10 protein-coding genes and 1 pseudogene are annotated in these 12,588 nt (G+C 70.9%); 1 reads left to right on the top strand and 10 read right to left on the bottom strand.

All coding sequences use genetic code 11. The features are described 5' to 3' along the window. Positions 1–118: 118 nt before the first annotated feature. From BJK06_RS15945 to dusB, 8 genes and pseudogenes are all read right to left on the bottom strand, one after another. Positions 119–1,837 (bottom strand): ABC transporter ATP-binding protein, encoded by a 1,719-nt coding sequence (locus BJK06_RS15945; RefSeq protein WP_258027652.1) that lies wholly within the window; start codon positions 1,835–1,837, stop codon positions 119–121. After that, complete coding sequence (locus tag BJK06_RS15940) at positions 1,834–2,829, bottom strand: ABC transporter permease (protein ID WP_070418711.1); 996 nt, start codon at positions 2,827–2,829, stop codon at positions 1,834–1,836. Before BJK06_RS15940 ends, BJK06_RS15945 begins: the two co-directional genes overlap by 4 nt. 2 nt (positions 2,830–2,831) lie before the next feature. Then, positions 2,832–3,497, bottom strand: coding sequence for an ABC transporter permease (locus tag BJK06_RS19185; RefSeq protein WP_374115159.1), 666 nt, complete (start codon positions 3,495–3,497; stop codon positions 2,832–2,834). Positions 3,498–3,680: 183 nt separating this feature from the next. Then, a pseudogene (locus BJK06_RS19180) lies at positions 3,681–3,779 on the bottom strand (hypothetical protein); the annotation flags it as partial. A gap of 243 nt (positions 3,780–4,022) precedes the next feature. Next, positions 4,023–5,639 carry an ABC transporter substrate-binding protein gene (locus BJK06_RS15930; RefSeq protein ID WP_070418710.1) on the bottom strand — a complete coding sequence of 539 codons (1,617 nt, stop codon included), beginning with the start codon at positions 5,637–5,639 and terminating at the stop codon, positions 4,023–4,025. Positions 5,640–6,531: 892 nt separating this feature from the next. Further along, positions 6,532–8,460, bottom strand: coding sequence for a DNA primase (gene dnaG / locus BJK06_RS15925; protein WP_070418709.1), 1,929 nt, complete (start codon positions 8,458–8,460; stop codon positions 6,532–6,534). A 150-nt stretch (positions 8,461–8,610) separates the two neighbouring features. Next, positions 8,611–9,900: a deoxyguanosinetriphosphate triphosphohydrolase gene (locus BJK06_RS15920; RefSeq protein WP_070418708.1), complete on the bottom strand. Its 1,290-nt coding sequence runs from the start codon at positions 9,898–9,900 to the stop codon at positions 8,611–8,613. Then, positions 9,897–11,069 (bottom strand): tRNA dihydrouridine synthase DusB, encoded by a 1,173-nt coding sequence (gene dusB, locus BJK06_RS15915; protein ID WP_070418707.1) that lies wholly within the window; start codon positions 11,067–11,069, stop codon positions 9,897–9,899. Before dusB ends, BJK06_RS15920 begins: the two co-directional genes overlap by 4 nt. Before the next feature lie 47 nt (positions 11,070–11,116). On the opposite strand from dusB, the gene BJK06_RS15910 reads away from it, so the two are divergent. Further along, on the top strand, positions 11,117–11,599 hold the full coding sequence (locus tag BJK06_RS15910) for an aminoacyl-tRNA deacylase (protein ID WP_070418706.1): 483 nt from the start codon (positions 11,117–11,119) through the stop codon (positions 11,597–11,599). A gap of 7 nt (positions 11,600–11,606) precedes the next feature. Here BJK06_RS15910 and BJK06_RS18725 read toward each other — a convergent pair whose 3' ends face one another. Beyond that, positions 11,607–11,777, bottom strand: coding sequence for a hypothetical protein (locus BJK06_RS18725; protein ID WP_156794891.1), 171 nt, complete (start codon positions 11,775–11,777; stop codon positions 11,607–11,609). Next, positions 11,774–12,508, bottom strand: coding sequence for a DsbA family protein (locus tag BJK06_RS15905; RefSeq protein WP_070418705.1), 735 nt, complete (start codon positions 12,506–12,508; stop codon positions 11,774–11,776). Before BJK06_RS15905 ends, BJK06_RS18725 begins: the two co-directional genes overlap by 4 nt. Positions 12,509–12,588: the final 80 nt, after the last annotated feature.

Here is a 12,588-nt window from a genome sequence, read left to right as displayed (position 1 = left end):
GGTTCGCGACGGACCGGGCTGCACCGACCGTCGTGCGTGTTGCGGTGGAGGTGACCGCCCAGGAGGCGCGGCGTGCGTCGTCGACGTCAGCCGCGCCTCCGGGGATGGTCGCGTCGGGTCAGGACCCGGCGTTCTCCAGTTCAACCAGCGTACGCCGTCGCTCCGCCTGTTCCGCCGGATCCGGCACCGGGAGTGACGCCAGGAGACGCTGCGTGTACGGGTGCTGCGGCGAGCCGAGGACCTCGGCCGTGGTGCCCGTCTCGACCAGGTCGCCGCGGTAGAGCACGGCGATCCGGTCGGAGAGCGCGCCGACCACGGCGAGGTCGTGGCTGATGAACAGCGACGCGAACCCGAGGTCCTGCTGCAGCTCGAGGAACAGCTCGAGCACGCGCGCCTGGACGGACACGTCGAGCGCACTCGTCGGCTCGTCGGCGATGAGGAGCTTCGGCCGGAGCGCGAGCGACCGCGCGAGCGACGCACGCTGCCGCTGGCCGCCGGACAGCTCGTGCGGGTACCGGTCGCCGTAGGCCGCCGGGAGCTGCACGGCCTCGAGCAGTTCGCCGACACGCTTCCGGGCGGCACGCGGGCTCGACACCTCGCCGTGCACGACGAGCGGTTCGGCAACGCACTCCGAGATCGTGAGCAGCGGGTTGAACGAGGTCGCCGGGTCCTGGAAGACGAACCCGATGTCCTTGCGGTGCCGCTTGAAGTCGCGTTCGCGGTACCCGAGCATCTCGGTGCCGAGCACCTGGAGCGACCCGCCGGTGATCTTCGTCAACCCGGCGATCGCGCGGCCGATGGTCGTCTTGCCGGAGCCGGACTCCCCCACGAGGCCGAGGACCTCGCCGGGACGGATGTCGAGGTCGACACCCTTGACCGCCTTGAACGCGTGCGACCCGAGCCGGCCCGGGTACTCGATCTCGAGCCCGCGTGCGCGGACGAGCGGCTCGACGTCGTCACTGATCGCCGCACGGCGGGCGACCCCGGTGGAGGCCTCGAGCCGCGGCACGGCGGCGAGCAGGCGCTTCGTGTAGTCGGCCTGCGGCGCCGCGAACAGCTCGGCGACCGGGGCCTCTTCGACGACCTCGCCCTGGTACATCACAGCGACGCGGTCGGCCAGGTCGGCGACGACGCCCATGTTGTGCGTGATGATGACGATCGCCGCGCCGAACTCGTCGCGGCACCGGCGGAGCAGGTCGAGGATCTCCGCCTGGACCGTCACGTCGAGGGCGGTGGTCGGCTCGTCGGCGATGATCACCGACGGTTCGAGGGCGAGCGCGCTCGCGATGACGACGCGCTGCTTCTGACCGCCGGAGAACTGGTGCGGGTAGTGGTCGACCCGGGTCTCGGGATCGGGGATGCCGACGCGGCGGAGGTAGTCGATCGCCTTCGCGCGGGCCTCCTTCGCGGAGACGCCGCCGTGGGCCCGGAGCCCCTCGGCGATCTGCCACCCGACCGTGAAGACCGGGTTCAGCGCCGTGGAGGGCTCCTGGAACACCATCGCGCCGGCGGTGCCACGCAGGCTCCGGAGCTTCTGCGCACCGACCGTCACGACGTCCGTGCCGTCGAGGAACACCGCACCGCCGAGCGTCGCCGTCTCCGGCATGAGGCGCAGGATGCTCCGCGCCGTGACGGACTTGCCCGAGCCGGACTCGCCGACGAGGGCGAGGACCTCGCCGGGGCGGACGTCGATGCTGACGCCCTTGACCGCGTCGACGGCACCGCCGTCGGTCGCGAAGGTGACGGTCAGGTCGTCGACGACGACGACCGGTTCCGTCGTGGTGTCGCCGGCCTGGAGGCGCGTGGAGGCGCGGGACTGGTTGGTCGCGTCCGTCATGCGGTCGCCCCTTCCGTGCTGGCCGTCTGCTTGCGGGACACCAGCTGCTTGAGCCGGCGTCGCGCACGCAGACGCGGGTCGGAGATGTCGTTGAGGCTCTCGCCGATGAACGTCACGCCGAGGACGAGCACCACGATCGCGACACCCGGGAAGACGCCGGTCCACCAGACGCCGCTCGCGACGTCGGACAGCGCACGGCTGAGGTCGTAGCCCCACTCCGCGCCGCTGGTCGGGCCGATGCCGAAGCCCAGGAACCCGAGGCCCGCGAGCGTCAGGATCGCGTCGCTCGCGTTCAGCGTGAGGATCAGCGGGAGGGAGCGCGTCGAGTTCCGCAGCACGTGCCGGGTCATGATGCGCCACGGGTTCGTGCCCATCACCCGCGCGGACTCGACGAACGCCTCGTTCTTGAGCCGCACGGCCTCGGCGCGGACGACCCGGAAGTACTGCGGGACGTACACGACCGTGATCGAGATCGCCGCGGCGATGATGCCGCCCGAGTAGCTCGAGTTGCCGCCCGAGATGACGATCGACACCACGATGGCGAGGAGCAGCGAGGGGAACGCGTAGATCGCGTCCGCCACGACGACGAGGATCCGGTCGAGCCAGCCGCCGATGTAACCGGAGACCATGCCGAGCAGGACGCCGATGATGATCGACACGACGACGGCCACGATGACCACGAGCACCGCGGTCCGGGCGCCGTAGACGACGCGGCTGAAGACGTCGAAGCCGCCGACGGTCGTGCCCCAGATGTGCGTGGCGCTCGGTGCACCGGTGCGCGGGAAGCTCTGGCCGTCGGCGCCCTGCAGCTGGCCGAAGCCGTACGGAGCGATGAGCGGCGCGGCGATCGCGACGAGGAGGTACAGCGCGCAGATGACCACGCCGGTGATGAGCATGGCGCGCTGCCAGCCCGTGCTCCGACGGAGCTGCAGCACGACGGGCAGCCGCTTCCAGAGCGGCTCGTGGCGGTCGACGAGGGAGGTGTCAGCCATCTCTAGAACCTCACTCTCGGGTCGATGAGGGCCGCGACGACGTCCACGATGAAGTTCGTCACCGCGACGATCACCGCGAGCATCGCGACGATGCCCTGGACCGCGACGAAGTCGCGGGCCGACAGGTACTGGTTGAGCTCGAAGCCGAGCCCGCGCCACCCGAAGGTGGTCTCGGTGAGGACGGAACCGCCCAGGAGCATGGCGATCTGGAGTCCCATCACCGTGATGATCGGCACGAGGGCGGGACGGAACGCGTGCGTGCGGACGAGCCGCGCCTCCCGAACGCCGCGCGAGCGGGCCGCGTCGACGTACTCGGAACCGAGCGTCCCGATCATGTTCGCGCGCACCAGGCGCAGGAAGATGCCGGCGGTGAGGAGCCCCAGGGTCAGTGCCGGCAGGACGGCGTGCGCCAGCACGTCCCCGATGATCTGGGCGTTGCCGGTGCGCAGGGCGTCGATGAGGTAGATGCCCGTCGCGCCCTGGATGTTGTCGAGGACGAGCGACACCCGCGTGGACGCGCGGTCGCCGAGCGGGAGCCAGCCGAGCCACACCGAGAAGACGAGCTTGAGCAGCAGGCCGCCGAAGAACACCGGCGTCGCGTAGGTGAGGATCGCGAGCGCGCGGAACAGGACGTCCGGCCACTTGTCGCGCATGTACGCGGCGAGCATGCCGAGCGGGATGCCGAGCAGCAGCGCGACGATGAGCGCGTAGAAGACGAGCTCGGCGGTCGCGCCGCCGTACGTGACGATGATCTCGGTGATCGGCCGGTTGTCGGTGGCCGTCGTGCCGAAGTCGCCGCGGACGATGTTGCCGAGGTACTCGATGTACTGGACGAAGACCGGGCGGTCGTAGCCCGCGGCGTGCAGGCGTTCCTGCAGCTGGGACGGCGTGAGTCGGCCGCCGACCGATGCGGTGATCGGGTTCCCGATGACGCGCATCAGGAAGAACACGAGCGTCACCAGGATGAAGACGGTCGGGAAGATGAGGAGGAACCGGACGAGGACGTACCGGCCGAGTCCGCCGCCGCTGCTCTTGGCACTGCGCTGTGCCTCGGGCTTGGTGGGGTCGGTGGCCAGTTCCGAGCTCGCCTCTGGGGTGCTGAGGGTCACGGGGACGGGTGCCTTTCGGTGCCGTGGGGGACGCGGTCACGGGGGCGCTCCTCGTGAGAGCGCCCCCGTGGACCGGAACCGGGCTTACTTGGAGAGGGTCGCGTACCGGAACTTGTACGAGGAGTCGAGGGTCAGGCCCTTGACGTCCTTGGCCGCGACGGCGACCGACTTGCCCTGCAGCAGCGGCAGCGTCGAGATCTGCGTCGCCTCACGCTCCTGCGCCTGCTCGATGAGGTCGGCGCGCTTGTCCTTGTCGGACTCCTGCTGCTCCTCGGAGATGAGCTGCTGGATCGTCGGGTCGTCGTAGTGGTTCTGCACGAAGTTGTCCTTCGTGAAGAACGGCGACAGGTAGTTGTCGGCGTCCGAGAAGTCCGGGAACCAGCCGAGCTGGTACACCGGGTAGGCGTCCTTCGTGCGCTCCTGTGCGTAGGTCGTGTAGACCGTCGACTGGATGTTCACGGTGAACAGGCCGGAGTTCTCGAGCTGGGTCTTGAGCTCGGCGTACTCGTCGTCCGACGTCGAACCGTAGTGGTCCGGTGCGTACTGGATGTCGAGCTGCACCTTGCCGGTGACGCCCGCCTTCGACAGGGTCTCCTTCGCCTTGTCGACGTCCGCGCCGCCGTCGCCGTCGCCGTAGAGCTCCTCGAAGGGCTTCGCGGCACCGGTGAGGCCGTCCGGCACCATCGAGTAGAGCGGCGAGTAGGTGTCGTTGTAGACGTCCTTGGCGAGCTTCTCGCGGTCGACGACGTCCGCCACGGCCTGGCGCACGGCCAGGGCCTTCGTCTCGTCGGCGTCCGACTGCTTCGCGCCGAACGGCTGCGTGTTGAAGTTGAAGACCAGGTACCGGATCTCACCGCCGGGGCCGTCGGTGACCTTCACCTTGTCGTCCTTGCGGAGGTCGGCGATGTCGGTCGGCGTCAGCGAGCGGTAGGCGACGTCGACGTCGCCCTGCTGCACGGCGAGCTTGAGGTCGGTCTCCTTGGTGTAGTAGCTCGCCGTGACCTCGTCGGTCTTCGGCTTGCCCAGGAGGCCGTCGTAGTTCTTGTTCGCCTTGTACTGGATCGTGTCGTTCTCCTTGTAGGAGCTGATCGAGTACTGCCCGGCGAACGCCTTGCCCTTGACGATGTCCGCAGCCGACGTGAGCTTGTCGGCCGAGAAGACCTGCTCGTCGACGATCGGGCCGGCGGGGCTGGAGAGCACCTGCGGCCAGGTCTGGTCGGCGTGGTCGAGGTGGAACACGACCGTCGTGTCGTCCGGCGTGTCGATGCTCTTGAGGTTGGCGAGCAGGGACTGCGGCCCGTTCTCGTTGTTGATCTTCAGCTCGCGCTCGAACGAGAACTTCACGTCGCTCGACGTGAGGTCGTTCCCGTTCGCGAACTTCAGGCCCTTCTTGAGCGTCACCGTGTACGTGGTGTCGTTCGTGAACTCGCCCTTGGTCGCGATGTCCGGCTTGACGTCGGGGCTGCCCACCGGCGTGTTCATCAGGAACGGGAAGACCTGGTTCTGCACGGCGAACGAGCCGTTGTCGTACGAGCCCGCCGGGTCGAGCGACGTGATCTTGTCGGTCGTCCCGATGCTGATGCCGTTCAGGGCGGTGTCGCTCACGCTGCTGCTCGCGCAGCCGCTGAGCACCAGCGCCGTCGCTGCCACTCCGGCGCCAAGCGCGATGCCGCGCTTGCCCCACTTGGTCACGGATGCCATGTCCGATGCCTCTCTTGGTGATGAATGCAAGGGTCCTGGGCCGGAGGTGGATCGACTGTGTGCCCGGCCAGGAACGCTCATTGCTATCACCCTGTCACGGAACTGCACGAACCGAGGGAGATTTGTTTACACCGCTGTAATGCACGGTCGCGTCGCGTGTTGCATCATCCGTGCGTGTCCGAGCGGCGCGTCGCGCAGGATTGTTGCGTGATGCAACGCGGGGCTCTGCCGGCCCCGGCCGGCGCCGGCGCCCCGGCGCGCGAGCGGGCGATGTCCGCACCGCTCGCGCCCGGCATCCGGCGCATTCTGCCCGCTCGAGGTCGCCGGCGGCGGTTCGGCGGCTCGGCGGGTTCGCCGGGTTCGCCGGGTTCGCCGGGTCGCGAGCGGGCGAAATGCACACCCCTCACGCCCGGCATGCGGCATGTTCCGCCCGCTCGCCGAGCCGCACGCGGCGCGTCCCGCCCGCTCGGCATCCCGGCCTGCGACGGCGCCGGCCGGCAGCAGCGAGGTCGCACCAAGCGCCGCTCCCGGGCCGCCCGGACGGCCGTTCGTGGGACCTCGGCGGCGGCCCGGCGGCGTGTCGTGCGACCTCGCCACCCTGGAGGCGCGGCACCAGTCCGCACCGCATCCCCCGGTGACGCTCCGGTCACGTCCACCGCGCGCGGGCCCACCTCGCGCGCGTGGCTGGCCCTGGCCCGAGGTCGCACGAAGTGCCGCTCCGAGCGCTACCGACCGGCCGTTCGCGCGACCTCGGCGACACGCACGCGGCGTGTCGTGGGACCTCGGCGAGCGACCCCGGGCGAACAACCCCGCGCGAGCGACCCCGCGCGGGCGACCACGGGCGACCACGGGCGCCCGACCGCGCGGCAGCCAGGTGGGCGCCGCGACCCGCCTACGAGTTCGCCGCTGCCTCGGCGTCCGCGCGCAACCGCATCCGCTGCGCGTCGATGTCCACGAGCTGCCGCTGGATCTCCGCCCGCCGATCGGCCTGCTCGTTCGGATCCGCCCGCTGCAACTGCCCGAGCAGCGATGCCTTCCGCGCGAGCAGGTCCCGCTCCACCAGCGCGACGACGATGCTCCGCGCGTAGATGGCCAGGTCTTCGTCGGTGCGGGCCGGGATCGGTGCGAGCGCGAGCTCCTGCACGAGGCCGCGGAACGGCCCCGGCACGTCCTGCAGCAACCGTTCGAGCCAGTCCCCCGCGCCGATCGCGTCGACGTTCGCCACGACGGCGTCCCGCACGACGGACAGCATCGGCGCCGAGAAGGTCGCGGCCGCCGCCAACCCGAGGAGCGGCGCCCCGACGTGCCCGGGCTGCTGCACCATCGCCATCACGGCGTCGCGCTCCATGCGGGTGATCGGGTCGCTCGGCAGGAGTCGGAGCCCGGCCACGGGCTCGTCCGGAACGGCGACCGCCTCGCCACCGGAGCCGGCGTGCGTGGCTGGAGCCGTGCCTCCTGAGCGGTGGTCGGTCGTCGACGCACCGGCGCGCTGCCGGGCGTTCTCGACCGCGCGACGCACTTCGGGGATGTCGAGGCCGAGCCACTTGGCCGTCTCGCGCGTGTACGCCGTCGCGAGCGTCCGGTCGCGGATGCCCGCGACGACCGGTGCGGCGTCGCGGAGGCCGGCGACGCGCCCCTCGGCCGTCTCGATGTCGTGCGCGGCGAGTCGGCGACGGATGATGAACTCGAACATCGGGCGCTTCGTCTCGATGAGGCGCGTGACCGCGGCATCACCCCGCGCCAGCCGGAGGTCGCACGGGTCGAGCCCTCCCGGCGCGACCGCGACGTAGGTCTGCGAGGCGAAGCGGCTCTCTTCCGCGAACGCCCGTGAGGCAGCGCGCTGCCCGGCCTCGTCCGGGTCGAACGTGAAGACGATGTTGCCGAGCTGCGAGAGGTCGCGGCTGGCCGAGTCGCCGAGCATCGGCCGGAGCACCTTTATGTGGTCGACGCCGAACGACGTGCCACAGGTGGCGACCGCGGTGGTGATGCCGGCGAGGTGGCACGCCATGACGTCCGTGTACCCCTCGACGATCACGACCTGCTTCTGCTTCGAGATGTCCCGCCGGGCGAGGTCGAGCCCGTAGAGCACCTGGCTCTTGTGGTAGATCGGGGTCTCGGGCGTGTTGAGGTACTTGGGGCCCTTGTCGTCCTCGAGCAGCCGCCGCGCACCGAAGCCGATCGTCGCCCCGGTGACGTCGCGGATCGGCCACATGAGGCGCCCGCGGAACCGGTCGTACGGCGACCGATCGCCCTGGCTGACGAGTCCGGCGGAGACGATCTCCTCGAGCGAGAACCCACGACCGCGCAGGTGGTCCCGCAGTGCGTCGTACGACTTCGGGGCGAAGCCGACGCCGAAGTGCTGCGCCGCCGCGGGGTCGAACCCGCGCTCACCGAGGAACTGCCGGGCCGGCTCGGCCGCCGCCGTCGTGAGCTGCGCGGTGTAGAACTGCTGCGCCGCCTCGTTCGCGGCGATGAGCCGCGCACGGGCGTTGTAGTCGGTGCGGGGGCCGTCGCCCTCTTCGTAGTGGAGCGTGAAGCCGATCTTCGCGGCCATCCGCTCGACGGCTTCCTGGAAGGTCGTGTGGTCCTGCTTGATGACGAAGTCGAAGACGTCGCCGTCCTCGCCGCAGCCGAAGCAGTGGTACCGCCCGACCTGGGGACGGACGTGGAACGACGGGGAGCGTTCGTCGTGGAAGGGGCAGAGGCCCTTCAACGAGCCCACCCCGGCGGACTTCAGGGTCACGTAGTCGCCGACGACGTCGGCGATGTTGACACGCGAGCGGACCTCGTCGATGTCGTTCCGCGCGATCCTCCCAGCCACCCCTCTATCCTAGTTCGTGCGACCGACGTCGGCCGACCGTCACGAGACCTGTGGACAGCGGCCAGGAGGCACGGCTCGGCCCCGCCCCGCCGGCGCCGCCCCGCCGCGGGTCGCATCCAGGGCGCGGCGCACGTGGCCTGCGCGCGACCGTCAGACCGGGATGTGCACCGTCTCGCGGTCCCCCACCACGAGCCGCTTGTGCCACGCCAGCGCACCCTGGTCGGTCAGGCTCGCCACCTGGTCGACCACGGCCCGCAACCGCCCGGCGTCGTCGGACGCAGCACGCCAGTCCGCCGCGAAGCCCGGCTCGAGGTCGGCGCTGCCGCTCGCCGCCAGGGCGTCGAGGAGCTCGGTCAGGATGCGCCGCTGGTCCTCGTACACGGGCTGCCGATCGCCCTGCGTCATCACGAACGCCGCGACGATGCCCTTCAGCACGGCGATCTCGCCGATGATCTCGGGCGGGGTCACGACCGACGCCGCGAAGCGCACGAGGGAGCCCGAGGCGTAGGACTCCCGCGTCGCCGCGGTCGCCGTCCGCGCGAACCGACCGATCAGCTGCGAGGTGAGGTTCTTCAGCCGCGCCAGGTCTCGTCGCGACCCGTCGTAGGAGGTCATCCACAGCGGCAACGAGCGGAGCCGGTCGAACGCCTCGAGCAGCTCGTCGCGGCTGAGGTCCGAGCCGACCCAGGCGTGCATGGCCGACACGATGTCGTTCTCGCCGACACGGTCGCCCAGGGCAGCGACGTCGATGAACCCCGCGACGACGGCGTCCTCGAAGTCGTGCACCGAGTACGCGATGTCGTCCGACAGGTCCATGACCTGCGCCTCGATGCAGCGCTGCCGACGGGGAGCACCGGCACGGAGCCACTCGAACGCGTCGTGGTCGTCGTCGTAGAAGCCGAACTTGGTGCGGCCGGACGACGCCTCGGACACGCCCTGGGCCGCCGGCCACGGGTACTTGCAGCTGGCGTCGAGCGATGCCCGCGTGAGGTTCAGCCCGTACGGACGGTGGTGCTCGGGCTCGGCGCCGTACACCTTCGGCTCGAGCCGGGTGAGGAGCCGCAGCGTCTGCGCGTTCCCCTCGAACCCGCCGATGCCCGCCGCCCACGCGTTCACGGCCGTCTCGCCGTTGTGGCCGAACGGCGGGTGCCCGATGTCGTGCGCGAGGCAGGCGGTGTCCACGACGTCGGGGTCGAGACCGAGCGAGTCGGCGAGCTCGCGGCCGACCTGGGCGACCTCGAGCGAGTGCGTCAGGCGGTTCCGGGCGAAGTCGAGCCCGGTCGTCGGACTGAGCACCTGGGTCTTCGCGGCGAGCCGTCGCAGCGCGCTCGAGTGCAGGAGCCGGGCGCGGTCACGGGCGAAGTCCGACCGACGGTTGCCGTGGGTCTCGGGCAGCCAGCGTTCGGCGTCGGCCGGCCCGTACGAACTCGTGGCGCTCATCCGCCGCTGTGGTGCAGCTCGGCGGCGGCGAGGACCTTGCGGAACTCGCTGTCGACGTCGCGCGACTCGAGCCAGCGGTCGGGCAGCGCGGTGCGCTTCGGGTGGCCCGCACGACCTCGGGGCCCTTCGGCGTCGGCACCGGGGTAGGGAGCGTCGTGGTCGAGCTGCCCGAGCAGGTCGTCGATCTCCTGCAGGCTGGACGCCATCGCGAGCCCGGACCGGACGTCGCCGCCGATCGGGTACCCCTTGAAGTACCAGGCGACGTGCTTCCGGACGTCGCGGCAGCCGTGCTCCTCGCTGCCGAAGAACTCGACGAGCAGTTCGGCGTGCCGCTTGAACGCCACCGCCACCTCGCCGAGGGACGGCATGTACCGCAACCCCTCGCCGCGGAACGCCGCCGCGAGGTCGCCGAACAGCCACGGCCGACCGAGGCACCCGCGCCCGACGACGACGCCGTCCGCCCCGGTCTCGTCGACCATGCGCAGCGCGTCGGCAGCGGACCAGATGTCGCCGTTGCCGAGCACCGGGATGTCGGTGATGGTCTCCTTCAGCGTCGCGATCGCCGACCAGTCCGCGTGGCCCGAGTAGTGCTCGTTGGCGGTGCGGGCGTGCAGGGAGACGGCCGCGACGCCGGCGTCCCGCGCGATGCGGGCGGCGTCGAGGTACGTGAGGTGGTCGCCGTCGATGCCCTTGCGCATCTTCACGGTGACGGGGACGTCCCCGGCGGCACGGACGGTCTTCGTGACGAGTTCCTTGAAGAGGTCGAGCTTCCAGGGCAGGGCCGCTCCCCCGCCCTTGCGCGTGACCTTCGGCACGGGGCACCCGAAGTTGAGGTCGATGTGGTCGGCGCGGTCCTCGCCCACGAGGATCGTCGCCGCCTCGGCCACCGTGTTCGGCTCGACGCCGTACAGCTGGATCGACCGCGGGGTCTCGGACTCGTGGTGCTGGATGAGCTGCATCGACACGGGGGTCCGTTCGACGAGCGCGCGCGAGGTGATCATCTCGCACACGTACAAGCCGGCGCCGTACTCGCGGCAGAGCCGGCGGTAGGCCATGTTCGTGATGCCCGCCATCGGCGCGAGCACGACCGGCACGTCGACCTCGATGGGGCCGATGCGCAGGGGCTTCGCCGGACGGGTCGCCGTCCCGGGTGCGTCAGTGATCGTCATACGTCTCCCATCCTCCCACGTCGGTGCGCGCCGGTAGCGTTCTCCACATGACGACCGACGCCATCACCAGGTTCGACGCCGACGCACGGGCCCGGGGGCTCCGGGTCGACGTGGTCGAACGACCCGCCGCGGACTCCCTGCACGGGGCAGCCGCACTGCTCGGCATCGAGCCCGGCGACATCGTGAAGACCCTCGTCGTGAAGCGGCACGACGGCGGCTTCCTGCTCGCCCTCGTGCCCGGTGGCCGTGCCATCGCCTGGAAGAAGCTCCGCACCGTCGTCGGCGTCAACAAGCTCTCGATGCCCGACGCCGCCACCGCGCTCGAGGCCTCGGGCTACGAACGCGGCACCATCACGCCCATCGGTGCGACGGGCGACCTGCCGGTCTACGCCGACGAGCGGATCGTCGGACGCCGGGTCGCCCTCGGCGCCGGTCGGCACGGCGCGAGCGCCTTCGTCGACGCCGACGACCTGGTCGCGGCCTACGGCGCGACGGTCGCCGACATCACCGACGAGGAGCCCGTCCGCTAGCACCCGCTCAGTCGGGGACCTCGGTCCAGACGCCCTCGGCGCCGGGCACGAAGCACGAGTCGCCCTCGCACACCGGCGCACCGCCGGGCGCGACGAGCGTGAGCAGGGCGGGTCGCGCCTCCTGGCCGTCGGACTGGAGGCGCGGCTCGGCCGAGCCGTCGACGCGGACGTCCGTCATCGGGTCGCCTCCGCGTCTGCTGCCGCGTCCTCGGCGGACCGCTGCTCGGCCTCGGCGACGTCCGACGGGGTCGTCCCGCGGAGGGCGACGACCTGCGTCAGCACCTGCTCGAACGCAGCCGGGTCCTGCGCGCCGGAGACGCCGTACTTGCCGTCGATGACGAAGAACGGGACGCCGTTGATGCCGTACGACTGCGCCTGCGCCTGGTCGGCGCGGACGGCCGCGAGCTGCGAGTCGTCGCGGAGCGTGGCGCGTACCTCGTCCGGGTCGAGGCCGACCTCGGCCGCGAGGGACGCCAGCGACTCGTCCTGCCCGACGTGCTCACCGCGCTCGAAGTAGGCGGCGAAGAGGCGCTCAACCATCTCGAGCTGCTTGCCCTGTTCCTTCGCCAGGTGGATGACCTGGTGCGCCTTCACCGTGTTGGTGTGGTGCATCGACTCGAAGTCGTAGTCGAGGCCCACGCTCGCGGCGATGCCGGAGACCTGGTCGAGCATCTGCTGCGCCTGCTCGACGGGCATGCCCTTGTGGCCGGAGAGGAACTCGGCCTCGGTGCCCTCGAAGTCCACGGGGGTGTCGGGGCTGAGCTCGAAGGAGTGGTACTCGACCTCGACCGGGGCGCCGTTCGGGGTCGAGGCGAAGGCGGCGACGCCGGCCTCGAACTTCCGCTTGCCGATGTAGCACCAGGGGCAGGCGATGTCCGACCAGACATCGACCTTCACAGAGTCGTTCATGCTGGTCGCAACCGGGGCCGCCGCAGCCGCATTCCCGCGCTGCCGGGCGCGGCGGGCGCGGCGCACAACCAAAAGCACCC

Origin of the sequence: Curtobacterium sp. BH-2-1-1, assembly GCF_001806325.1 — a bacterium.
Taxonomy (GTDB): Bacteria; Actinomycetota; Actinomycetes; order Actinomycetales; family Microbacteriaceae; genus Curtobacterium.
Note: the sequence above shows the minus strand (reverse complement) of the source record. Positions and strands in the feature narration are given on the sequence as shown.

What these genes read in the sequence shown, in the direction of transcription:
- BJK06_RS15945 (WP_258027652.1), bottom strand. Translation starts at nt 1,837, where the DNA reads ATGACGGACGCGACCAACCAGTCCCGCGCCTCCACGCGCCTCCAGGCC.
- BJK06_RS15905 (WP_070418705.1), bottom strand. Translation starts at nt 12,508, where the DNA reads ATGAACGACTCTGTGAAGGTCGATGTCTGGTCGGACATCGCCTGCCCC.
- BJK06_RS15920 (WP_070418708.1), bottom strand. Translation starts at nt 9,900, where the DNA reads ATGAGCGCCACGAGTTCGTACGGGCCGGCCGACGCCGAACGCTGGCTG.
- BJK06_RS15930 (WP_070418710.1), bottom strand. Translation starts at nt 5,639, where the DNA reads ATGGCATCCGTGACCAAGTGGGGCAAGCGCGGCATCGCGCTTGGCGCC.
- BJK06_RS15910 (WP_070418706.1), top strand. Translation starts at nt 11,117, where the DNA reads ATGACGACCGACGCCATCACCAGGTTCGACGCCGACGCACGGGCCCGG.
- BJK06_RS19185 (WP_374115159.1), bottom strand. Translation starts at nt 3,497, where the DNA reads ATGCTCGCCGCGTACATGCGCGACAAGTGGCCGGACGTCCTGTTCCGC.
- BJK06_RS15940 (WP_070418711.1), bottom strand. Translation starts at nt 2,829, where the DNA reads ATGGCTGACACCTCCCTCGTCGACCGCCACGAGCCGCTCTGGAAGCGG.
- dusB (WP_070418707.1), bottom strand. Translation starts at nt 11,069, where the DNA reads ATGACGATCACTGACGCACCCGGGACGGCGACCCGTCCGGCGAAGCCC.
- BJK06_RS18725 (WP_156794891.1), bottom strand. Translation starts at nt 11,777, where the DNA reads ATGACGGACGTCCGCGTCGACGGCTCGGCCGAGCCGCGCCTCCAGTCC.